Raw genomic sequence first — 22,044 nt, 5'->3', positions numbered from 1 at the left:
ATTTGATGCCGAGCACTTTGATGTAAGCAGATTCATCCTGGCATGACAGTCCCTGATCGATCGACATGATATGTTGCGCGCGGTAGTTCTTCCCGATGGGCAACAAAAAATCTTAGAGAAGTCCACCACACGACATTGCTGCGCTATCAACGACTTAAGTGACATTGCGGACCCGGGTGAGCGGCTAGATGGCATTCGCAAGCAGTTGTCGCACCAGATCATGCGCACGGATGTTTGGCCGCTATTCACGCTGCAAGTCAGCCTTCTACCAAGCGATCGAGCTAGAATTCATTTTGGTATCGATCTTATTTTGTGCGATGCATGGAGTGGCGGAGCAAAAGTTGGCGGAAACGGAAGCGTATGAGGTCGCGTGGAAGTATTGGTCCTGCCGCCTGAATAACATACCTCCAGCGCCGGCCCTCCCAATGGCCATACAGCCACGCGCGATTTCGTCTCCGCGATTTGATGATGCCAACGGCAGCTTAAGGGCAGCACGACGGGGAGCCTTCGCCGAAGAGATGATCTCGCTCGCAACGAGAGCAGTGCGCTTGCCTGAAGATGTTGACCTTCGTTCCGCGGCCGCTTATCGTGCCCCGTACTGCTCCACGCTTTACGCGCTGAACACGCGGGTGCGGTTGATCCCAAGCGAGCGGCTGGTTGTCATGGGTGCTGCAGGCGGCGTCGGTCTGGCAGCAATGCAGAGTTCGCTGATCGGAGTGAAATACGGAGCCGGGCAGGATCGAGACCTCACGGCCACAGCCAAGATACACGCAGACCTGCTCGGCCGGATCAGTCAGGGAAACCTCAAGCCTCGTGTCACAGCCGAGTCCCGACTTGAGCAGGTGTGCGCCGCAATGGACGTCCTTGCGAGCAGGAAGACCTCTGGAAAAAGCGTTCTGCAAATTCGGAGCCGCTGACGCTCTTAGAACAGCAGCATCCGTCAGCGCGCGGGGAAATGATGTCGGACCACATCATCATAGGAGCTGGCACCGCCGGGTGCGTGTTGGCAAACCGCCTCAGCGCTGATCCAGCTTGCAACGTCGTGCTGCTGGAAGCCGGTGGATCTGACAAAAGCCTGTTCTACCGCATGCCGGCGGGTTTCTCCGTTCTCATGCGAACCGGCCGCGGAAACTGGGGCTACTCGACGACGCCTCAGGCTGGATTGAATGGACGAGTCGTTTATTTTCCGCGGGGCAAGGTGCTTGGCGGCTCAAGTTCTATCAATGGCCTCGTCTACGCTCGCGGAAATCCGGCTGATTTCGATGGGTGGACGCAGATGGGTGCGACCGGCTGGTCTTTCGAAGCATGCTTACCATACTTTCGTAAGTCGGAGACCTGGTCCGCTGGCGCAAACAAATATCGTGGTGGTGATGGACCAGTCGGCGTCCTGAGGGCGCCACCGGTTTCGCAGATGACGCCGGTAAGTCGCGCGTGGATGGAAGCTGCAGCGAGTGGCGGATATCCGATCAGCGAGGATTCCAATGGCGCTCACCAGGAAGGATTTAGTCGCGGGGATAGCACGATCGCAAACGGCAGGCGACAAAGCGCCTCGGCCACATACCTCCGCCCAGCTCTAGATCGGAAGAACCTGCAAGTTATCATGGGCGCACAGGTAACCCGGCTGCTCGTCGAAAATGGGCGAGCGGCTGGCGTCGAGTACGAACGAAAAAAGCAGCGGCATACCCTGCGCACGGGCGGGGAAGTCATTTTGTGTGGCGGCACCATTGGCTCACCGCACATTCTGCAACTTTCCGGCATCGGGGATCCGAAGATTTTGGCACCTGCGGGCATGAAGGTTGTTCACGAACTGCCCGGCGTGGGGAAGAACCTGCAAGATCATGTCGACGTGATGCTCCAACAGGAGATGACCAAGCCGTATTCTGTGCTCTCACATACGAGACCTCTGAAAGGGCTCCAAGACGTCTTTGAATATCTACTGAAGGGGACCGGTCCGGCGACGAGCAACGGATTGGAGGTCATCGCCTTTCTGAAAACGCTGACCGGCCTTGAGGCGCCTGATTTCATGGTGCATTTCCCGCTACTGATGTTCAATGACCATGGCCGAGACATTGTCCAAAAAAAAGGATTTTCGGCAGCGATCTACGGCACCCGGCCACGTAGTGTTGGAACGGTAAAGCTCGCTTCCGTCGATCCCAAAACTGCACCTCTTATTGACCCCAATTACCTGCATGATCCGGAGGATGTCGCCGTTCTGCGGCGCGCGGTCCGAATTATGCGGGAAATCGTGGCACAACCGGCCTTCGCGCAATTTCGGGGACCCGAACACGCGCCAGGCGTCGGTCGTCAGAGCGACGAAGAACTCGACGTTTGGATTCGCGCAAGCGCCCAAACCATTTACCATCCCGTGGGGACCTGTCGCATGGGGACGGATCCGCTCAGCGTCGTCGCGCCAGATCTCAAGCTTCATGGGATGAACGGACTTCGAGTGGTCGACGCATCCGTGATGCCGACGATTGTTAGCGCCAATACCAATGCCGCGACCTTCATGATCGCGGAACGGGCGGCGGACCTTATTGCGAACCATGCGGCATCGCCAGTTACAAGCCCGTGACGCGTGGGCCGCCGATGATGCTCCCGGCAGCACTCCACGCGGCAGCCTTCATTCCTCGTGTCATGCGCGCCACACAAGTGACGATCAGTTCGGTCGCACGCGAGAAGCTGCGAAAATAGTCCGATCTGTGGGCCCAGCGATCTTCGGCTTCGGAAGAAGGTATCGGTCGCGCGACGCGGGCTTCGTCCAGCCCGTCGGTAGACGAACGGCCGGAATATCGGAGGTTCGTTTGGTGTGTGGAAAAGCGGTAGCGTCCCCCGCTACCAATCCCCGACAACAGGTTGACCGCCTATAGTCGCAGCAATTTTCATTCTGACCGAATGGCAAATTTGTTGATAAGTCTAGGGGCCCACTTGGCGATCCGGTCGGAATACCCATTGAAATTGCTAGGGATGCATACTGATTTTCATTCCACGATACGGTCAGAACCAGCGGAAGGCGCGTGCGGCGGCTTCCGCAACCGCGAAAGGTCTGGCACTTCAATGCCATCGAATATCGGAATGATCATTTGAACGTATTTCAAGTCGCGCATTTGACGAACGGATCTCGGTAAGGACCGTCGACGGCGATCAGAACGGTCGCTCGACACGTGTGCGGCGATTCTCCTCACAAGGCGCATCGACCGTCCACCAGCCGAAGGCGCCGAAAATGGTCAAGGGCGATTAAGCCAGCTACATATAGCGAGCAAAGGCTCAGGATTCTCTCTAGCGACATGAGCCCGTGGAGGTTCAAATGGTTGCTGGCGAATGGTTGGCACCGTTCAGGAGCCGTCATCATTCCGGAGTTTACCATCAGAATTTTCCGTGGCGTCTTGGCAGGAAGATTGGCAGATAGCATTCTGGGGTGACAATTATCAGCGACTACGCGAAGTCAAGCGTCGCCATGATCCCGATTGTCTGTTCCTGGTCCACCATGGAGTCGGCAGCGAAGACTGGAGCGATGATGGATTTGAACGTAAAGTGTAATCAAACCAAAGCCGAAAGCTTCGTGCGTTTCAGCGGTTGGCTGATTCAGCAATATTTCGGTCTTGGTGGCGGTGCCATGCCTCTTGCAGCGCCTCGCCCGCACTTGAACTGGGATGATACCGCTTGCTTTTCGGACGCCCCCGCACGACCCTGCATTCCTGCTCTCGGTCGAGCGATGACCGCCAGCTCGACCTACGAAGCCATCTGTTTTCGAAGACTGAGCGGTCGCATGTCTGTCCAGACCTCATTGATATAAGATAGACATTCCTGCTTCTTGCGCTTCTCGCCAACAATGGACCAGCCGTTTGGGACCTTCTTGCTGGCGCGCCAAATTGAATATTGCTCCTCGGCGTTGACTACGACGTAGTAGAGCACGTCAGCATCGTCATCATCGCTATTCATAACTGACTCTCCAATCCAAGCATTCGCATGCCAAGCGACGAGCGAGCTTATTTCTGTCAAGCTGCGCGCGCAAGCATTTGCAGTCATGCGACGAAAAATACCGAAATTGTGAAAACTGCACGCGATGTCCGTGTGCACCTTCGATCAATTGTTCTTTCTGTGATCGCCATGCAAAGGTTCCTATGGACCTGCCGCTTACGACCCTGAACGCGCGCCCGTATTTTGGGGCGCGGACCACAGCTTGCTGAGCTATCTAGGAGAGCCCTACAACACAGTTTGAAGCGGCGGCTTGTTCCCGTATTGGGAGAAAGTGGTGTTGGAAAATCCTCATTGGGGGCGCCAGGCCCAAATGACCAGGACGATTCCCAGCATCGAATAAGGTAGCCAGAGGCAAAGCAATAACAGTTTTTAAGTGAGAATTCAGAAATTGGCCGAAGCGCCGCGTGTTGGGAATTGGGAATGTCGGGTTCGAGCGCATCAATGAGGTTAGCCGGAGCTGCTCACTTTAGTTGGGGTTGGATTGCTCGTTCGCTTTTGTTGCGCCAACGCCAAATAGTATTGCTGTGTTTCGTAATCTTATCGACATACGGAACAGCTCTCGTGCTGCCTATCAGTGCGCAGAAGGCATTGGATGTAATCGTCGCAGGTCAAGCTGTCGGATGGCTGATTGGTTTGGTCTTGGTTGTTGCGGCCTCGATACTTGCTGAGTCTGCACTGTCTTACTATAGGCAAACCCTAACAATAGAGCTCGCGACCTTCATTGATCGACGTATGGCCAGGCGGGTCTTTGCTTACCTATTAAGGCTTAAGACGAGATTTGGCGAGCTTCCGTCGGGAGAGACGATTAATCACTTTCAGCAAGTTACGAAGATTCGAGACTTCGTTATCTTTCATCTGCCTAACATCGTATTTGAAGTTGGAAGTGCGTCCGTTTCGTTATTGGTAATGTTCTACTACGATTTTGGTATTGCATGCGGTTTCCTTGTCATAGCGCTGCTATCTATGGCCGCCATACGGAAGCCATTGGATGAACTTTATGGAGCGTCCGAGGCGTACTACGAAGATGTCGGAAGGCGCCATAACCTTGCTGCGGAAACTGTAAATGGCATTGCCACTATCAAGGCGCTGGCCGACGAAAGTACGCGCATGCGTCGGTGGATCGCTTCAACCGAAACAACATTGGGCACATTGCGTAGGTTGTTGCGGCTGAATCGTACATTTGCCGTAAGATCCCAGTTGGGTTCGCGCTCGCTTTTGTTATTCGTTCTGATTCTCGGATGTTTGCGGCTTTACCAAGGACAAATTTCGGTAGGCGATCTCCTGGCTCTTCAGCTGCTCGCAAGTAGGATTGCGGACCCCTTGCTTCAGAGTGGCAACTTCCTGGATCAGTACCAGGAGGCAAATGTAGCGATCGGGCAAATCGATGCATTCTTGGCAAGCCCTCGCGAACGGGCTGCAATTCACCCGCCACTAAGCCAGCTTCGCCCAGGAGAAATTGCCTTTCGTGGCGTCACCCTAGTTTATCCTGGATCTACCCAGGTTGCGCTGGACAATATTGATCTTGTTTTGCCTGAACGTGGCATCGTCGCTCTCGTCGGCCGGAATGGCTCCGGTAAGACCAGTTTGATCAAGGTATTGCTGGGGCTTTGCACCGACTATTCCGGGCGGGTTGAAATTTCAGGGCACGATCTGAAAAATTACGACCCGAGAGCGCTTCGCAAAAATTTCGGCGTCGTCTATCAGGATACGGTGCTCTTTTCCGGAACCATTAGGGAGAATCTCGCTGGCGGGCGAGTGGTGGACGACGCGGCGATACGGGAAGGTCTGCGATTCTCGGGTGCGTTGGATTGTGTCGAAAGCCTACCTGGTGGGTTGGACGCTGAAATAGGCGAGTATGGGCGGACGATGTCTGGGGGGCAACGTCAGCGGTTGGCCATCGCGAGGGCGATTATTAGAAACCCGAAGATTGCGTTATTCGACGAGCCGACCGCTTTCTTGGATGCTGAAGCAGCGATTGCCCTGGAGCGTAAACTCGCGAGTTGGGGGCAGGAGCGACTGCTGGTCCTCGTATCCCATAATCTTGCGGCCACTCGGAATTTGGAACGAATTCTGGTGCTTGATGGAGGCCGTCTTGTTGGTGATGGCCGTCACGATGATCTTCTTCAGAATTCAAGCCGATATGCCTCGCTTTGGGCTGATTACCTTCGTGTTTCGAACGGCTCCTCGCCTCAAGAACTTAGAACCTGAGGTGGGGCGGTATGGCTGAATCAATCGCGAATGCTCTGGTGTCTGGGGAAGGACACTATCCGGCCTGACCCTCGTGCACGGGCGCCGATGGCTGAGAAAGAAGCATCGTGGGCTTGCCAACAAACGTTATCAACAATGAGGAAGATGGGAGATGACCTTGCCCCCCGGGCTTAATCCAGTTTGAAGTTCGCTCTGGCCCATGACAAGGACCAGAGCATGAAGCGCAGCCGTTTTACGGAAGAGCAGATCATCGGGATTTTGAAGGAGCACGAGGCCGGCGTCTCGGTTGCGGATTTATGCCGCAAGCATGGCGTCAGTGACGCCAGCATCTACAAGTGGAAGGCGAGGTTTGGCGGGATGGAGGTCTCGGAGGCCAAGCGGCTGAGGATGCTGGAGGATGAGAACACGCGGCTGAAGCGGTTGCTGGCCGACGCCATGCTGGACAATGTGGCCCTGAAGGACCTTTTGGGAAAGAAGTGGTGACGCCCGCGGCCGAGCGGAAAGCTGTCGCCCATCTCGTGGATGCCCACGGAATGAGCGAACGGCGGGCGTGTAAAACCATCGGCTGTTGCCGTATGACCATGAGATACCGGACGACCCGAACGGACGATGCCGGCCTTCGCCAGCGCATGAAGGCGATCGCCCATGAACGCCGCCGCTTCGGCTATCGGCGCCTGCATGTCCTGCTCAAGCGGGAAGGCTATGCGATCAATCACAAGAAGCTGTTTCGGCTCTACCGGGAGGAGAGGCTCGCGGTGCGCCGCCGTGGCGGCCGCAAGCGGGCGATCGGGACCAGAGCACCGATGCTGGTGCCGATAGCGCCGAACGAACGCTGGTCGCTCGACTTCGTGTCGGATCAACTCACCGACGGCCGTCGCTTCCGCATCCTGACCGTCGTGGACGACTGCACGCGCGAATGCCTGGCGCTGGTGGCCGACACCTCACTCTCCGGCGTCCGTGTGGCGCGGGAACTGGACCGCCTGATAGTCGAGCGCGGCAAGCCGAAGATGGTGGTCAGCGATAATGGCAGCGAATTGACCAGCAACGCCATCCTGACCTGGGCTGACCAGAGCCGCGTCGCATGGCACTACATCGCGCCGGGCAAACCCATGCAGAATGCCTTCATTGAGAGCTTCAATGGGCGCCTGAGGGATGAATTGCTGAACGAGACGCTGTTCACGTCGCTTGCCCAGGCTCGCGTCATTCTCGAATGCTGGCGGGCCGACTACAACGACGCTCGACCACACTCGCAACTTGGATGGAGGACGCCTTCCGAGTTCGCCTTCACCTTCCACCCGCGCCGGGATCTGACGCTGCGCTATATCGATGGCTCCGCGCCAGCTCCCGTCGCTTCCACCGCCCACACGGGCAAACCCAACAGCCAGGGCGAACTCAGAGTTGGATAAATCTTGGGGGCAACGTCAATATGGCCAAATGGGGCTCTGCAGACGTGTTTGCCGTGGGCTCGGTGTTTAGTGCACTTATCGAAGTGTTCAAGGCATTTGAAGACCGGTGTCTTGTAGGTCGGAGATTTCTTCGCCACGGCTTTCTCTGCGGCCTCGACAAACTGCGCCGGCACTTTCTCAAGTTCTCGTTCCCGTTTCAGCACTGCCGCCTTGCGGTCGGCCGGGAAGTTCTTTGTCACCATGTTCTGGATATCGGGGCGTACGGCCAAGCTCATTGGGCCAGCCCAAAGACCAACCTCGTCTTTGGGGTATTCCTTCGCGATTTTGCTCAGAACGTCGAGCGCCTCTTCGATGGTCTTCAATGAGTCCATTTTGCCCCCTGCGTGTGATATTTTAGACCTGCTACCAAAACAAAAGCCCCCGAAGGGGGCCTTGTTCGCGCCGATGGGTGGGGAGGAGGCGCCGAACCCACCAAAAGCTAACACACCCTAAGGGCGGGTCTCCAGCGGCTTACTTATCTTGCAGGGGTCGACGTTTGGCATGGTGCCAGCTCGCCGGAAGCTGCGATTAGTCGTTGACGCCGATTTCCGTAAACAGGAAGCCCGCAGGCATCTTCGTGAACATGAATATCTCATCACCGCAGAAGATAGAGTAACTTTCTGTGTTGTCCGGCGAGTGATCGTAGGTGGCTTTTTTGCTCTGGATGCACGCGCGAGTCCTCGCTGTAAATTCTCTCTTGTAGACCTTAGTGCGGAACGCTTCAGCGCTGTACTCGTCGGTGTGGCTCAAGAAGGGCATTTTGCTCAAATTGACGACGGCTTCTAAATCGTTTGCCTTCAGTGCAGCACGGAATTTGTCGATGAAGGCGGCGAACTCCTTCTGTACCTCTGCGGACGCGACTGGGTCTTTCGGTGCGGCGATGGCGGCAGGCATAACGCCTAACAGTGTGGCGGCAACTATCAAACCTGGCAATGAATTCATGGCTTCCCACCTTAATGTCCCAATCCGGGGCGGGGACGTTGCGATTGGTCGCAATAGGCCATGATTTGGTTCATGTAACTTCATGACAGAAGTAGAAGTATCTATATGCTTATGGCGTCCATCGCATCCTCGATGACCTTCCGCTGCTCCAAGCCAACTCCATTTGCGCGCCACGCTTTGATTTTGGCCTGAACTACTTTCACCGCCACCAGCGCGGTCCTAGCTACCGACAACTAGCGGTCGATGGCTAAATAGGCCGCTGACATTTTGCGGTAGTCAGTTGTAGTGGCGTCCAAGATGTTCGCTTCGGCACTTCGTCGCGCCCAGTCCCTAATGTCGTCTCTGATTGGCACAAGCGTTTCCTCTCCTCCTCTTAGTGTTTATCTCTAGTCGCAACATGTACGGGCAGGCCGCCGCCGGTTGGTCTCAAAGTATTCGATGAGCTCGTCGACTTCGTCTTGGGTGGGCCGCCGGTCCCGCTCTTTGCCCTTTCCAACCAGATTGAGGTGCTTGAGCGCAACGCGCGCCAAGAGGGCTTCTTCAGCTGAAACTTCAATGCCGTGGACCGCCGCCGCGTGGGTGATGATCGTCCGGATGAAGGACATGTCGATGGCGAGGGTTGCCGGACCGGCTTCTTCCTTGGCGCGTTTTCGTCCGAACTCGATCAACCGCTCCCGATTGACGGTTTGCCACAGGCGAAGTTTGGGTTGCCCAAGTCGATGAGGCTCTTGTCGGATTCGTCCTGCTACAATCGCATGGCGATACTATTTACCTCGCCAACATCTCTGTAATTCCCCAAGTACGCGGCCGCGGGATTGGTGCTGACCTGCTTACGCACTCGCTCTTACGGGCGACTAGGGCTGGAGCTTCAGCCGTAACCTTGGCTACTTTTCGAACGCCACCTTGGAATGGACCATGATTCCATCGACATGGATTCGAACCGATACCTGATGATCGAGTCGCGCCCCAGCTGCGAGCCATCCTCGATCGTCATTCTCGATTCCTCGATATGAACGGGCGACAAACACTCTGGCGACGAACCTGACCGCGGCCTTCACCGGATGGATACGAGGCATAACGCTCTTGACGCGCACGTTCGCCCTCACGCGATGCATTTGGCAGGACTCGGCTCGCCAACTTGCCGTGGGCTGAACGAGCGACAGTCTTTCACCAGCGTTAAGGCCTGCACCGTTCGAGGTCGAGATCTCAAAAGCGCTGGCCGAATATTGACGCAGCGCTCTGGTTTCCTAAAGCAAGCCTGCGAGGATCGTTCTTCCCGGGCGATCCCGATAGTCTGGCATCATGGAAGAAAACGCATATCGGCCAAGTGTCGCGATCGGTGGCGCGTGCGTTACGCGTCGATACTTCGCTGGCGTCACCGATCGCGTATCTGCAGCTTGATGTCCGTGGCAGGCCCCTCGATAGACTTAGCTTGCACCTTATAACCGGCAAGAATGTCCACCGACTTCGCGAAGCCTTTAACCTACGGTCAGCGAGTGCTTTAGCGCCGAGACTTCGGCTCCCGAGCGAATTGCTCGGTGGCGTCCTCCGGAGATCCAGAGCGCCAAGCCGGTTGATTATACAAAATCGCCGAATGGCAAAATGAAGCTTGCATAATGTTCCCCGAGCCTGTGGGTCCCTTTGAGACCCAACATTTCTCCAATGGCAAACTAGCGATTGTAAACAATATCAGTTATCGATATGCTCGTTTAAGTTGAGTGACAATACGAGATGTCAGCAAGGGCGGCGCGACGATGGCTGGCTTTGTCGAAAATCATGGAAAATCGCTGCCCGACGCGGGGGCTCTGGAAGCCTTGATGGGGCGGCTTTCAAGCCTGTCAGTTCAACATTACTACAATCCGTATAAAGATTTTGAGTGGCCGGACAAGATTGCGGACGATTGCTTTTGGTTTAGTCCAGAGTTGCTCAGCGTTTACGGAACTGTGCACTACGACCAACTAGGAACAGAAGGGTTGATGCGTCTCAGTAAGTGGGAAAGCATCAACATGTACAGCGCAAGTGTCTACGGCGAGCGCGACTTAATCCTGTCCGTTCTGAAGCACATGCATGAACCCTTTTGCGCCGAGGCGGCCGAATATTTCCACCATTTCGTCGAGGAAGAGACGAAACATATGTGGTTGTTCGCTCAGTTCTGTAACCGCTATGGCCAGAAAATATACCAACCCAAAGGGCTCAGTATTGGAACGATGCCGTTCGCGGAAAAAGAGCTCGTTGCGATCATCGCCTTTGCTCAAATCTTGATTTTCGAATCCGTCGGTGACCACTTTAATAAATTTATGATGACGGACGAGCGGCTTCCTGCTGTCGTGCGTTCACTGAATCGTCTTCATCACTTGGATGAGTCGCGCCACATTGCGATGGGCCATTCGCTGCTTACCCAACTCACAGAGCGAGCAAAGCAAGCCTGCGGAGAAGAGTCAGTTCAAGGAGTGGCGCGTTATCTTCAGAAATTTATGTCGTCCATGATGCAGCTCTTCTACAATCCCGAGGTTTATCATGATGCCGGGATAGCCGAGCCTTACAAGCTACGCTCGGCTCTGCTGCTGGATCCCGGGCGAGCTAACTTTCATGCGGAAGCACTTAGTCGAGCAAGCCAGTTTGTTGCAAAGAGCGGTTTGTCGGCGCACTGAGGGGAGGACCAGCTGTGCTTTTCATTCGCGACAAGGAGGGGGGGCAGGGTAAGATTCAGAAGATCGCCGAATGGATCTTCCAGCAGAACGAAGACCTTGCTTCGCTCGATTATGAAACGGATCTGTTTGAAAACCAGCTGATAGATTCCCTACAGATTACGTCTTTCATCTTCCTCGTGGAGGAATTGAGAGGAGAGCCGATTGCTCTCGAAGAGATCGTGCCGGAGGCATTTAAATCGCTAGCGGTTATCGAGAAAACGTTTTTTGCAACGGAGTTGCAACGTTTGTTCTAGGCTTCCCGACAGATCGTAACCGCGACCGCTTTCGTGGAGGGGCAGAGCTGATATGTCTGACGTGCTCGAAATGGCGTCGGTCTCGGCGCTGCCGGTGCCGCATCGCCCCGGGGAAAGAATTCTTATCTATGATTGGGGTAGGCCAGCGCCAGGCGTGGTGGTCTTGGCTAATGCATATGCTATGCCCCCCGGTATTTGGCGCTTTGTTGTAAATGCGTTGCAGCAACGCGACCTCAGGGTCGTATCTTGGAACACTGCGGGAATTACCACAGACAAGTACATCTATTCAGAACAGACAGATTGTTCCTTTGATCTGCAAGTGCAGGATCTGTTGGAAGTCGTGAAATTCTGCAGGGCTGAAACGGTAAACGTGGTTGGCTGGTGTACCGGCCCGTTGGTTACTCTCAGGGCGATGTTGCTTGAGCCTAATGCGATAGCGAAAGCTGTACTGCTTGCAGGCTCATATAATCTGTTGGCGCCGAATTCTTATCAGAAGAGCTATCGCGTTCTGATGGGCGGAATTAGCAGGAGCCTGCGACACGCAACAGCGCATCGCGATCTAATGAACTCCCTATTTGGAACGTCGCTTCCGGATGGACAGAATGTAATCGGTATTGCTGGCGGTCGAGTTCCTGCTGATGTCGCTCCACTTGTTTCTAGGCCGTTCGAATCTGTGAAAAATCTCTATATGTATAGTCGGCTAGTTGTTTCGCTCGCAGATGTGAGTCCGAAGACCTGGATTGGTAAGATTCGACAGCCCGTGCTGATGATGGCTGGAAGCAGGGATCTTATTGCCGACCCCGACGAGACAGAGTTGGTGGCCAAAGCTTTGCCGAATGGTCGTAGCAAGATCTACTCGGATCGAGACCACTATTTTCATTTTAGAGAACCTGACATCGCAGAAGAAGTGGCGCAATTTTTCAAGACCGAAGGAGAGACTATACGGTCGCCTGAACCATCAGTTACTGAATCAACCATTGGTCAGGCGAGTGTCCGAATATGACGCTGGGTGTTTTTCTTCAGATTCCTCTGCTGGGAGCGCTCTGGGGCTTGTCATTCGTGCTCTTAAGAGCCACAGCGCCTGTTCTAGGCGCATTTGTTGTTGCAGAGGGGAGAATATTGGTCGCCCTGATTATCTATGTGATTCTTCTGCGTATGAGGGCGAATGCTGACAAACCACCGGCACGCATTGTTGACTACATTACCCTCGGAGTCATTGGGCTCGTGCTTCCCTTTGTGCTCGCTGGCTTGGCTGCAAAAGAGATTTCCGCTTCGCTGCTTGCCCTCACGAATGCGACCGTTCCATTCTTTGCCGCAATCTATGCCAAATTGTTTTTAAAGGACAGCATCGGTCTTAGGCGACTGATTGGTATGCCTATTGCGTTTGCGGGTGTTGTGCTCATTGCTGCGTCTTTTGGAGAGATGCGAAGTAGCTTGTTTGGCTTGTTAATTGCGCTTCTTTCGAGCGCGTTCTACGCGAGCGGGGCGATCTATGTTAAGGCGCGGATGTCGACTACAGACACCGCCGACCTCGCAATGTGGCCGTCCCTATGTTCGGCAATTTTATTGATCATTCCAGCCGCTAATGAGTTTGCCCTCTCGAATCTTTCTCCCGCGATCGTTGGACTGGTTTGTTTGCTGGGTGCCTGTTCGACCGCCCTGCCACTTTTCCTATACTATCGACTTGTGAAGGTTGCCGGACCTTTGAATGCTACATTCGTTTCGTTCTTCATTCCGCTTTTCGGGGTGATCTGGGCGTCTTTGTTGCTTGGCGAACGATTGACCCCCATGCAGATGTTGGGAGGTCTCCTGATTATCGTATCGATCGCGAGCGCCACAAATGTGCTTGATCGTCTGACCTTTGCCATCAAGACGTTCTCAAAATGGCTTGGGCGTATTGGTCAGCCTAGTGAGCGATGATTTGATGAATCGCCCAACAGAAATTTCTGTCGATCGCAGTTCCTTTGACGAGTTTGCGTTGCCGGTATGGACACCGAGCGGGCTGCGAACGATCGTCTACGGGGATACGGACAGATATTCGACCAAGCCGATTTTGGTATGCGTGCCCGGTATCACAAGGAATTATCAGGATTTCCGTGATGTCGCAGAGATCGCTAGCCAGCGATTTCGGGTGATTGGTGTGACACTGCTGGGAATGGGCCGGAGCGATCGATTGCCGTCGGCCGAGGCCTATCGTGCGGCGGGATGGGATGCCCAGGTCAACTGTGTCGTTACGTTGTTAGCGCACCTGCGAGCGAAGACGGTTACTTTCCTCGGTACGTCATTTGGCGGCGTTATCGGAATCCTTTTAGCGGCTCAACCCAACACTCCGATCTCGACACTCATTTTGAACGATATAGGTGCATTCTGCTGTCGGGAAAATTTTATCGGATTCAATGAGGCGCTGGCATCTGAAATTAAATTCCTTAACTTGGCGCACGCCGAGAAGTTTATAAAATTTGCCTTCCGATCGGTTGGCTATCTGACTGCCAGGGAATGGCATGCATTCACGCTCGATAGCATCGAAGCGGCGGACGGAGATCAATATAGATTAAGTTATGATCCTAACATTGCGCGGCAGTTCTTGGGTGAAGAGCGGGGCGATCTCGACCTCTGGGATTGCTGGAACTCCGTCCGTTGCCCGACCCTTGTTGTTCGTGGGAAGGAATCCCAATGGCTGAGTGAGTCAACCGTTGAAAAAATGAGAGACGTGAACCCTGCCTGTGACGGCCTGACGCTAAACGGGTGTGGACACTTTCCTCATCTTCGTTCGAAGGAACATATCGAGCCAATTATGAGGTGGCTCGAGAAGCGAATGCTTATCGATGCATGATGAGTGAGCCTGAGTTGCCTTGGGCACGCAGATCGAACGCCACGGGAGGACGTACTTGCCGGAGGAACCTGACAGAAAGCAGTTCGATCACGCAATGCTCTTGGATCGCATCCTGAGCGGCGTCAGGGATTTATTGCTTGCTAAAGGCCTGGATCCACCCTTGCTGGGCCCTACGACTATCCTTGTGAAAGGGGATACGGGAATCGATTCACTGGACTTGGCGGCACTTCTGGTTGAACTCGAACTCTTTTGCGATGTTGATCCGTTTGCTGACGGATTTAAAGATTTCAGAACAGCCGCCGAGTTAGCCAACCTCTATGTCGCGGCAACAGGGCGATGAATGACGCCCGACCTAAATTCCCCCTCAGGGACGAGTTCTCCTTGAACTGCAATGGGAGGACTCTAAATGCCAAGTCGATGCTTCGCCACAGCCGTGAATTGGCCGAAATCTGCCTGAAGCTTAAGATTGGACGGCTCGCTGTGGTTGGCCATGATCCAATATCACTATCGATTGCCCTCGTTGCGTTGCACCAGATCGGTGGAGAGGTTTTGGTTCATCGTGGACAACTGCCTTCTGGTCGTGGGCTAGTCGACGAATTGAAGGATTTAGGAGTTAACGGCTGGTTTGATGGAGAGAGGGTGCACAGCACGCAGAGCGGAAGTCGAGCGCCAAGTACGTTTGGGCTTCTGATTCCAACGTCGGGCACCACAGGCACTCCAAAATGGGTCACGCATTCACTTGAGGCACTTCTCAGTTCAGCAGAAGTAAAGTCGTCGACGTTAGCCGGCTCCAAATTCTTGATGTCATTTCATGTTGCGACCTTTGCGGGGATTCAGTTTCTGCTCTCGGCAATGACTGCGGGAGCGGAGCTTTGCTATACTGAACAGAATAGTATCTCGTCGCTGGCTGATTTTGCGCACCGCTTTCCTCCAAATGTGATCAGCGGAACACCGAGCTTCTGGCGCGCGTTCTTGCTCGCGATGGGGAAGGAGGCAGCGCTTCTTCCGCTACGCAACGTTACCCTTGGAGGTGAGATTGTTGACCAAAATATATTAGATGCTCTTCGCTCTAGATATCCCGAGACGCGTATCCGTCATATTTATGCGACAACAGAGTTTGGAGCGCTTGCTCCTGTGGATGATGGAAAGGCAGGTCTGCCGGCAGACTGGCTTGAGCGCAAGGATATGGAATTCCAAATCGCCATAGTTGATGGCCATCTGTACGTTGGAGGAAAGCGCGCGAGCCAGCATTGTGCGAAGGACACGGCGGGCCATTTGTCGGAAGGAATTGTGCTTGCCGATACCGGGGATCTAGTTGAACTTCGTGATGAGAGGATCTTATTCAAGGGGCGTGCAGATAGCATGATCAACGTCGGTGGACACAAGATAAATCCAGAAGAAGTTGAATTGGCGTTGCTGGATGTGCCAGGTGTGTTGGACGCCTTCGTTTATGCACACCCGAGCGCGCTCCTCGGATCAGTGGTCGTAGCCGACTTGATGTTGGATAGTACAGTTGATCGACCGACGTTTCGAGAGTTGGCGCTAAGAAATTTAAGTAAAACTCTACCACGTCACAAGCTACCGGTACGTTTCAATGAAGTCACATCGGTAGATCGCAGTGTTGCGGGTAAGCTGCGCCGGGTGAAGATGCATCATGGCTAACAAAAAGCGCGCAGTACTAGTGACCGGTGGAAGCCGCGGGCTTGGATTGGCGATCGTTCGTGACCTCCTTCTCGCTGGATACTGCGTGGCCGCGTGTAGCAGAAATCGTTCTCCCGAACTGGTGGGGCTGGAAACCGAGTTCTCGGAAGAACGTTTCCTCTGGACGGAGTGCGAGATCGGGCTACCTAATTCAGAAAATCGAGCCGTTTCGCAGTTTTTCGAGTGGGCGTCTATTGCGACGCCCTATGGCTTGGTAAACAACGCTGGGATAGCCGCCGAGGGAATCTTAGCGACATTCCCGACGGCAGACCTAGAGCGTGTAATTCAGGTCAATCTGCTTGGCGCGTTGAGAGTAGCACGATTAATGACCAGAAGCTTTTTGCATTCCCGTACGGAGGGTAGAATCATCAACATCTCGTCGATCATTGGATCAAGAGGATATTCGGGCTTGGCCGCGTACTCGGCATCTAAAGCTGGAATAGACGGCTTGACGCGATCCCTTGCCCGTGAGGTGGGTCCGCGGAAGATTACGGTCAATTCGATTGCGCCTGGCTACCTGGTTACTGAAATGTCTGATAATTTGTCGTCATCACAGCGTTCTCAGATCGAGCGACGAACACCGATCGGCCGGCTCGGCAACGTTAGTGATGTTACGCCAGTTGTCCGCTTTTTGCTTAGCGATGAGGCGCAGTTCATGACAGGTCAGACATTGACGGTAGACGGTGGATTGACTTGTTAGGGCCTGTTAACTGGACACAAACCCGCTTAGTGACCGAGTGCCTCTTGAGCATTGAGATAAAAGAAGCGCTCTTTCTCGGCACGACTAAGAACATTGAGGTTCTCAAAAAATAAGACCCAATCGCGTTGCGTTGCCCGGATGTTGAACACGGGCCAATCGGTGCCAAAGACGACCTGATGTGGAATAGTGTCGAAAAGCGTCCGTAGGTGATTGCGAATAGCTTCTACACTATCGAGGAGACGTTGGAATCCAGAGGTTTCTAAATACACGTTCCGTCGTTGCACCGCGATCGAAGGGTTCGTTTCAAAGCTCTGGAACGCTGCATGCCCCAAAATAAACTTGACGCTTGGAAACCGATCAGCCGCTCGCAAGATCGAGAGGGGATATCGCTGATCTCCCTGCATCGATCTGAGGGAGGGGCCGGTGTGGGCCAGGACAGGAATCCCGTGCGCACGGCACAACTCATAGTATGGATCCAAAGACGGATCGTCGAGATCGTATCCGCATGGGGGATACAGCTTTAGGCCGCGAAAGCCTAATTGTGTAATTCCATGTTCAAACAGATCCACGGCCCATTGTCCTCGCCGCGGATCTGTTCCGCCGAAGACGACAAATTTGTCCGGATTGGCTTGAAGGACCTTCGAGTATTGATGGTAGAGGCTTTTCAAGGACGACCCACTATCTTCCTCGCCGAAGCCGAAATCAGCAATGAGCAAAACAGTCTTATCTATTCGCGCAATTTTCATTTCCGAAAGTAGTTTTGTGCACTCAGGATCGCTAAGTTGATGCTTGGCGATCCGCTCCAACAGAGTTGTTTGCAACGTAACCCCCTGCTCGTCGAGGGCCCGCTGTCGCAAAACCTCCATCATGCCATTCAGAAAATGCGTTGGGAACAACGAGAGGTCGGCGACGTGCGCATGAGCATCTATGATCATGTTTCATACAACTGCTGTATGAGATTTGTATACGTTGACACAACTCTTTTTCGATCGAGCTTCAGCGAGGCATTTAGCAAGCCGTTTTCGGCGCTAAATGTATCATTTAGAATCCGGAATCGCTTAACCCGTTCGCTGTCTGGTCTTGTTTCGTTGATCCGCCGAATTCGCTCTTCAATTGCGTGCTCGTCAAGTTGGTCTCTCTTTGCTGCGATGAGTGCGACCAAGTAGGGCCTTGCGGTACCGAGTACTACACTATTGTCCACACCGACGATTTGGTTGAGCTGAGCCTCTATCGGAGCGGGTTGCACCTTCTGACCAGTAGAGAGGACGATGACGTCCTTGACCCTGCCGTCGAGTGTCAGGTAACCGTCACGATCGATATGGCCGACATCTCCGGTAGCGACCCATCCGTCCGGCAGAAATGTGCTTGCGTTCTCTTGTTCGTCTGCGAGCCAATATTGTGAATTTGCTACGTTCGGCCCGCGAACCAGTATTTGATTGTCAGCCGTGAACTTGAGCTCTTTGTTTGGAAAAAGCTTTCCGACAGTTCCTAGCCTGACGTTTCCGGGATAATTCAGAGCTATCAGCCCAGCGATCTCGCTCATACCGTACCCCTCGTAGAGCGGGATTCCAGCGTCGCGAAAAAACGCCAGTACATCAAGTGGACATGATGCCGACCCCGTGAGAAAGAAACGTGCACGTCCTCCCAACATCCTTTGGAAAGGGGGAAAAGGCCTCCTTAAAAGTCCGCCAAGTCCGAAGCGATGGGCGAGCATACGCAGTTCGAAGAGAAGACGAAGTCGTCCATTCTCTCTTGCCTGGGCGAGGAACAGATCTCGCAGGCTGGAGAAGAATTGTGGAACGCCAACCGAGAATGTGAAACCAGCGGTTCTCAGTACCTTTGGGATAAAGCGCGGCGGCGCACAAACGACATTAAAACCGCGTAGAATCGCAAGATAGACGAAACATCTCTCTAGGTAGATGTGGAATGGCAAGAACACGAGCATTTTGTCATTCTCATCGACCGAAAACATCTGCACTGCATTGACAAACTGATCATCAAAACATCGCTTTTTGACGAGAATTCCCTTTGGGCTTCCGGTTGTCCCAGATGTAAATGTAGCCGTGAATGGTTCGTCAGCATCCCAGAACGCAGGCACGGAGGTCTCCGTTTGCTGGATGTCGTCCCCGCAAATGCTTGCGAAAGTGTGCGCGCGATGATTGCCTTGAATATATTCGGGGCGATCAGTGAACAGTGCGTCTAGCTGGAGTTGCTCCGTTATCCGATGGCGATCCCAGGTGACGTCCGGATCGAAAGGAATCGTGATATTACCTTTGGCAAGACATGCTAGGTCGGTGACCAGCCACTGGTAATTGGTCGCACCGGTAATTCCGATACGAGCTCGCGGAGGTAGGGCAAGAAAATCGAGCGAGCGTTCCGCCGTTATGACGTCGATGCTGATCTCGCTAATTGTTTTCCGAAGAACGCCGCCCGGTTCATAGAACTCAATGTAGTTATCTCCGCCCGCGCGAAGGGCGGGGATCACGTTGTTCAGGTCGACCTCAAAGGGCATCTTCACCTCTGGCTTTACGTCACTGCTTAGGGTGAGAGGCGATAACGTTACGGCTCCCCAGGGTAAGTCCTTGGACTATATCGAAGTGCGAGCCGCCGGCTGGCGGCTTCGAGGTCGATATCTGCAACCAGTAAGCCGGGTTCGCCGTAGGGCTGTTGCGCGATGCATCTGCCATCTGGCGCGATCACGCAGGTCGCAGACTGCGGAAACGTGAATCCGTAGTTTATGCTGGCAAAATAGACGTTGTTCTCTAACGCGCGACACATCATTGCATGTTCATAGTAATCGTTATCCCGACCTTGCCATTCAGTTGGTCGGATTCCGGTCTTGTTACTCCCCGTACAATGCGGATGAAATACGATGAGCGCACCGCGCACAGCGGCCCAACGCACGGTTTCGGGATAGCGGAAGCCTTCATGACAAATGCTGATACCGATGGTTATGCCGAACAGGTCGAAAACGCGTCGGTCCGTGCCCGGCACAAAAATATCGTCCTCGCATGGATCAAGCTGGTTCTTTGTCTGGTATCCCAGCAACTCACCGTGAGGTGAGATCACCGCGGCAACATTCTGGATTGAGCCTCGGCAATCCCGATCCATCGGTAAGATCAAAGCCGTATTTGTCTCTCGTGCGAGGTCTTGGGCGAAGCTGATGGCATATAAGAGTTTGTCAGGCGCGTGAGCTTCAACCGGCTCGTCTATACCTCGCATGCCTGGAACGTATGACTCTGGAAAACAGACAATTTTTGCGTTTCCTCTCGCAGCCATGTGAACGTAGCGCTCAACGTATTTAAGCGCTTGTTCGAACGACGCTGGAAACGGAGCTGCAACCAATCCTATCCTCAAAGCACTCTCAGCCATGAGTTCCCTTGGCTCCGCACTTTTCTATGAGGATCTGAGAGCGATGCATTTCCATCTGACGGCTTGTACCAAAATAATATCTCGCTCATGACGGGAATCAACTTGAAAGTGAGAAAATATGAGATGTATACTTTCAAGAGAAACGACCTCGACGCGAAAAGTGGCTACTTTGGGTGGGGACGGTGCGTTTCGATCTAGAAGGCATGTCCCTTGCGTTATTGCCGGGAAGATGGAGGGCACTGATCTCCTAGTGCGAGCTCTTCGCTTTCGACGCGCTTTGGCGCCTCCCGATCCCGATTGAATGTTTTTCGCTTTATCTCGATTTTGTTTGTCGAGCTCTGAGGAATTGTTGCTTCGCGCAGGCTAATCAGTTCTGCGCCATGGTGTGCAAACGCTGCGCGGTGGCTTTTAACCCCGTTGCGGAGGTGAGCTGCCATGGTGCAGGAGCCCACACCGTGTGAATTCTAATCCGCCGCTGAGCCAGTGCCGCCAGTGATCGAGTTGTCACGCAAGGGAGAAGGCCGATGCCTGCAGTTGAAATCCGAGGTGAACAAGAAGCGGAGCTGTCTAGCGTCTTGGTGCCACGAACTGTCGCCATTATTACCAACAACACCAACTGTGAGCGCCACGTTCAGTACTATTCGACCCTAGAAAAGTACTTCATGGCCAACAATTGGATCATCTCGGATACGTTTGACGTCGATATGGTTGTCATCAGTGGATGCGGTTTCCACAATATGATGCTGGAAAAAGTGAAAAAGCTGCTCGGAGATCTCGACGAAGCCAATTTTGCCGGCGAACTGGTGATGACAGGATGCATTCCTACGACGCATGCGGCGGAATGGAAGAAGGGCTTTCGAGGAACGCTAGTGCAGCTCAGCGGCGAGGCCTCATTAGATGAAATTATCAAGGCCCAGGTGCCGTTTAAGAAGCTTCAACCAGTTAACATTCTGAAGCCGCATCACGACACCATCGTCAGAGAGGAGGATCGCATCCTTCACGTCAAGGTCGCTGATGGATGTATCCGCAAATGCACGTTCTGTGTGATTCATAAGGCGAAAGGAAAGATTCGCAGCATTCCGGCGGCCGACTTATACAGGCAGATAGATGCCGGCGTCGCCGCAGGCTACAAGACCATATTCCTGATGGGCGAGGATACCTTCGCTTACGGGACTGATGTGGGAACCACAATCATTGAGTTTGTGGAAGAAATTGCTGCCCGACATCCGCAGCTCAAATTCCAGTTCGGCAATCTCGACCATCGATGGCTGGTCGAATATACGGATGCAATCATTTCGATGTGCAATCGCGGCTTGGTTCAGCAGCTTCATGTTGGCATGCAACACAATAATGATGAGTTGCTGGTCAGAATGGGAAGGGGAGGCATCCCATTCTCCAGGATCTATGAAGCCGTCGTACGATTAAAGCAGGCGTGCCCTGAGTTATACCTGGGTGTCGACATCATAGTTGGCTTCCCAGGAGAGACGGAGGCCATGTTCAATGATCTTCAAGCGTTCTTCAAAGACGAGCCTTACATAGACAACGTGCAACACAACGGATACAGCGCAATCTCTGGCGCGCCTGCTGCTGAGTTCGAAGCGCAAGTCCAGCCAGCGGAGATTGCTGCGCGCTGGTATCGCCTCACAAGAACGTTAAAAAAGCGAACAGCGTTTAATCGAGAGAGCCGTAATAGCAATTTCGATCTAACGTTCCGAGAGACGCGAGATATTGACTATCTCTTCGTTAAAAACTCTGTGGTCGAGCTTCCCTCAATCGAACCAGGCGCTTTGAAGCAATAGCTTTCATGTTCTTGCCCGCTAGCGCACGGCTTCAGAGCCGTGCGGGGCGGATATCTGTGGCGTGCGGTGAGCTGTTCGTTAGAACGGACGTGCTTTCGCGTCTTTTCTTTCTAGGTCGCACT

Annotated in this window: 22 protein-coding genes; 16 read left to right on the top strand and 6 right to left on the bottom strand. The window is 53.8% G+C overall.

Translation table 11 applies throughout. The features are described 5' to 3' along the window. The first annotated feature begins 188 nt into the window (after positions 1 to 188). From RS897_RS36735 to RS897_RS42395, 3 genes are all read left to right on the top strand, one after another. On the top strand, positions 189 to 917 hold the full coding sequence (locus RS897_RS36735) for an MDR/zinc-dependent alcohol dehydrogenase-like family protein (RefSeq protein ID WP_315833554.1): 729 nt from the start codon (positions 189 to 191) through the stop codon (positions 915 to 917). Positions 918 to 958: 41 nt separating this feature from the next. Then, the gene (locus tag RS897_RS36730; protein ID WP_315833553.1) at positions 959 to 2,572 is read left to right on the top strand and encodes a GMC family oxidoreductase; all 1,614 of its coding nucleotides are present in this window, start codon (positions 959 to 961) and stop codon (positions 2,570 to 2,572) included. Between the two features lie 746 nt (positions 2,573 to 3,318). Next, positions 3,319 to 3,537: a BBE domain-containing protein gene (locus tag RS897_RS42395; RefSeq protein WP_407654373.1), complete on the top strand. Its 219-nt coding sequence runs from the start codon at positions 3,319 to 3,321 to the stop codon at positions 3,535 to 3,537. 192 nt (positions 3,538 to 3,729) lie between these two features. Here RS897_RS42395 and RS897_RS36725 read toward each other — a convergent pair whose 3' ends face one another. Then, positions 3,730 to 3,939, bottom strand: a complete 210-nt coding sequence (locus tag RS897_RS36725; RefSeq protein WP_315833552.1) for an MbtH family protein — start codon at positions 3,937 to 3,939, stop codon at positions 3,730 to 3,732. 459 nt (positions 3,940 to 4,398) lie between these two features. Here RS897_RS36725 and RS897_RS36720 point away from each other — a divergent pair, with 459 nt between their 5' ends. From RS897_RS36720 to RS897_RS36710, 3 genes are all read left to right on the top strand, one after another. Further along, positions 4,399 to 6,186, top strand: coding sequence for a peptidase domain-containing ABC transporter (locus RS897_RS36720; RefSeq protein ID WP_315833551.1), 1,788 nt, complete (start codon positions 4,399 to 4,401; stop codon positions 6,184 to 6,186). A gap of 216 nt (positions 6,187 to 6,402) precedes the next feature. Further along, a protein-coding gene (locus RS897_RS36715) for an IS3 family transposase (protein ID WP_407654372.1) occupies positions 6,403 to 7,592 on the top strand; the annotation gives its coding sequence in 2 pieces (ribosomal slippage) (positions 6,403 to 6,652 and positions 6,652 to 7,592; 1,191 coding nt in all). Between the two features lie 20 nt (positions 7,593 to 7,612). Next, entirely contained in the window at positions 7,613 to 7,957 is a 345-nt protein-coding gene (locus tag RS897_RS36710) for a hypothetical protein (RefSeq protein WP_315833549.1), read from the top strand. A 202-nt stretch (positions 7,958 to 8,159) separates the two neighbouring features. On the opposite strand, the gene RS897_RS36705 is transcribed toward RS897_RS36710, so the two are convergent. Next, a complete protein-coding gene (locus RS897_RS36705) occupies positions 8,160 to 8,573 on the bottom strand; it encodes a hypothetical protein (RefSeq protein ID WP_315833548.1) in 414 nt (137 codons plus the stop codon). A 386-nt stretch (positions 8,574 to 8,959) separates the two neighbouring features. After that, complete coding sequence (locus RS897_RS36700) at positions 8,960 to 9,241, bottom strand: hypothetical protein (protein WP_315833547.1); 282 nt, start codon at positions 9,239 to 9,241, stop codon at positions 8,960 to 8,962. Positions 9,242 to 9,315: 74 nt separating this feature from the next. Here RS897_RS36700 and RS897_RS42390 point away from each other — a divergent pair, with 74 nt between their 5' ends. From RS897_RS42390 to RS897_RS36660, 9 genes are all read left to right on the top strand, one after another. After that, entirely contained in the window at positions 9,316 to 9,492 is a 177-nt protein-coding gene (locus RS897_RS42390; protein WP_407654592.1) for a GNAT family N-acetyltransferase, read from the top strand. Between the two features lie 835 nt (positions 9,493 to 10,327). Next, positions 10,328 to 11,224, top strand: coding sequence for a diiron oxygenase (locus tag RS897_RS36695; RefSeq protein WP_315833546.1), 897 nt, complete (start codon positions 10,328 to 10,330; stop codon positions 11,222 to 11,224). A gap of 14 nt (positions 11,225 to 11,238) precedes the next feature. Further along, positions 11,239 to 11,517 carry a hypothetical protein gene (locus RS897_RS36690; protein ID WP_315833545.1) on the top strand — a complete coding sequence of 93 codons (279 nt, stop codon included), beginning with the start codon at positions 11,239 to 11,241 and terminating at the stop codon, positions 11,515 to 11,517. Positions 11,518 to 11,569: 52 nt separating this feature from the next. Continuing rightward, complete coding sequence (locus RS897_RS36685) at positions 11,570 to 12,520, top strand: alpha/beta fold hydrolase (RefSeq protein ID WP_315833544.1); 951 nt, start codon at positions 11,570 to 11,572, stop codon at positions 12,518 to 12,520. Beyond that, positions 12,517 to 13,437: a DMT family transporter gene (locus RS897_RS36680; RefSeq protein ID WP_315833543.1), complete on the top strand. Its 921-nt coding sequence runs from the start codon at positions 12,517 to 12,519 to the stop codon at positions 13,435 to 13,437. Before RS897_RS36685 ends, RS897_RS36680 begins: the two co-directional genes overlap by 4 nt. Next, entirely contained in the window at positions 13,427 to 14,350 is a 924-nt protein-coding gene (locus tag RS897_RS36675; RefSeq protein WP_315833542.1) for an alpha/beta fold hydrolase, read from the top strand. The genes RS897_RS36680 and RS897_RS36675 overlap by 11 nt, the downstream gene beginning before the upstream one ends. Positions 14,351 to 14,405: 55 nt before the next feature. Continuing rightward, complete coding sequence (locus tag RS897_RS36670) at positions 14,406 to 14,690, top strand: hypothetical protein (RefSeq protein WP_315833541.1); 285 nt, start codon at positions 14,406 to 14,408, stop codon at positions 14,688 to 14,690. Positions 14,691 to 14,767: 77 nt separating this feature from the next. After that, positions 14,768 to 16,012, top strand: a complete 1,245-nt coding sequence (locus RS897_RS36665; RefSeq protein ID WP_315833540.1) for an AMP-binding protein — start codon at positions 14,768 to 14,770, stop codon at positions 16,010 to 16,012. After that, complete coding sequence (locus RS897_RS36660) at positions 16,005 to 16,751, top strand: SDR family NAD(P)-dependent oxidoreductase (RefSeq protein WP_315833539.1); 747 nt, start codon at positions 16,005 to 16,007, stop codon at positions 16,749 to 16,751. Before RS897_RS36665 ends, RS897_RS36660 begins: the two co-directional genes overlap by 8 nt. A 26-nt stretch (positions 16,752 to 16,777) precedes the next feature. Here the strand turns inward: RS897_RS36660 and RS897_RS36655 are convergent, their stop codons facing one another. The 3 genes from RS897_RS36655 to RS897_RS36645 are packed head-to-tail and all read right to left on the bottom strand — an operon-like array spanning position 16,778 to position 20,123. After that, positions 16,778 to 17,686, bottom strand: a complete 909-nt coding sequence (locus RS897_RS36655) for an amidohydrolase family protein (protein ID WP_315833538.1) — start codon at positions 17,684 to 17,686, stop codon at positions 16,778 to 16,780. Further along, entirely contained in the window at positions 17,683 to 19,263 is a 1,581-nt protein-coding gene (locus RS897_RS36650; protein ID WP_315833537.1) for an AMP-binding protein, read from the bottom strand. The genes RS897_RS36655 and RS897_RS36650 overlap by 4 nt, the downstream gene beginning before the upstream one ends. A gap of 47 nt (positions 19,264 to 19,310) precedes the next feature. Further along, positions 19,311 to 20,123, bottom strand: coding sequence for a carbon-nitrogen hydrolase family protein (locus RS897_RS36645; RefSeq protein ID WP_315833536.1), 813 nt, complete (start codon positions 20,121 to 20,123; stop codon positions 19,311 to 19,313). 524 nt (positions 20,124 to 20,647) lie between these two features. Here RS897_RS36645 and RS897_RS36640 point away from each other — a divergent pair. Then, complete coding sequence (locus tag RS897_RS36640) at positions 20,648 to 21,922, top strand: radical SAM protein (RefSeq protein WP_315833535.1); 1,275 nt, start codon at positions 20,648 to 20,650, stop codon at positions 21,920 to 21,922. Positions 21,923 to 22,044 lie beyond the last annotated feature (122 nt).

It is taken from the genome of Bradyrhizobium prioriisuperbiae (assembly GCF_032397745.1).
In the GTDB taxonomy this organism is placed as follows: domain Bacteria; phylum Pseudomonadota; class Alphaproteobacteria; order Rhizobiales; family Xanthobacteraceae; genus Bradyrhizobium_A; species Bradyrhizobium_A prioriisuperbiae.
Note: the sequence above shows the minus strand (reverse complement) of the source record. Positions and strands in the feature narration are given on the sequence as shown.

Coding starts and splice junctions, on each gene's coding strand:
- RS897_RS36730 (WP_315833553.1), top strand. CDS start 959: ATGTCGGACCACATCATCATAGGAGCTGGCACCGCCGGGTGCGTGTTG.
- RS897_RS36710 (WP_315833549.1), top strand. CDS start 7,613: ATGGCCAAATGGGGCTCTGCAGACGTGTTTGCCGTGGGCTCGGTGTTT.
- RS897_RS36735 (WP_315833554.1), top strand. CDS start 189: ATGGCATTCGCAAGCAGTTGTCGCACCAGATCATGCGCACGGATGTTT.
- RS897_RS36655 (WP_315833538.1), bottom strand. CDS start 17,686: ATGATCATAGATGCTCATGCGCACGTCGCCGACCTCTCGTTGTTCCCA.
- RS897_RS36680 (WP_315833543.1), top strand. CDS start 12,517: ATGACGCTGGGTGTTTTTCTTCAGATTCCTCTGCTGGGAGCGCTCTGG.
- RS897_RS36685 (WP_315833544.1), top strand. CDS start 11,570: ATGTCTGACGTGCTCGAAATGGCGTCGGTCTCGGCGCTGCCGGTGCCG.
- RS897_RS36725 (WP_315833552.1), bottom strand. CDS start 3,939: ATGAATAGCGATGATGACGATGCTGACGTGCTCTACTACGTCGTAGTC.
- RS897_RS36650 (WP_315833537.1), bottom strand. CDS start 19,263: ATGCCCTTTGAGGTCGACCTGAACAACGTGATCCCCGCCCTTCGCGCG.
- RS897_RS36695 (WP_315833546.1), top strand. CDS start 10,328: ATGGCTGGCTTTGTCGAAAATCATGGAAAATCGCTGCCCGACGCGGGG.
- RS897_RS36645 (WP_315833536.1), bottom strand. CDS start 20,123: ATGGCTGAGAGTGCTTTGAGGATAGGATTGGTTGCAGCTCCGTTTCCA.
- RS897_RS42395 (WP_407654373.1), top strand. CDS start 3,319: ATGGTTGGCACCGTTCAGGAGCCGTCATCATTCCGGAGTTTACCATCA.
- RS897_RS36720 (WP_315833551.1), top strand. CDS start 4,399: ATGTCGGGTTCGAGCGCATCAATGAGGTTAGCCGGAGCTGCTCACTTT.
- RS897_RS36640 (WP_315833535.1), top strand. CDS start 20,648: ATGCCTGCAGTTGAAATCCGAGGTGAACAAGAAGCGGAGCTGTCTAGC.
- RS897_RS36705 (WP_315833548.1), bottom strand. CDS start 8,573: ATGAATTCATTGCCAGGTTTGATAGTTGCCGCCACACTGTTAGGCGTT.
- RS897_RS36665 (WP_315833540.1), top strand. CDS start 14,768: ATGCTTCGCCACAGCCGTGAATTGGCCGAAATCTGCCTGAAGCTTAAG.
- RS897_RS36660 (WP_315833539.1), top strand. CDS start 16,005: ATGGCTAACAAAAAGCGCGCAGTACTAGTGACCGGTGGAAGCCGCGGG.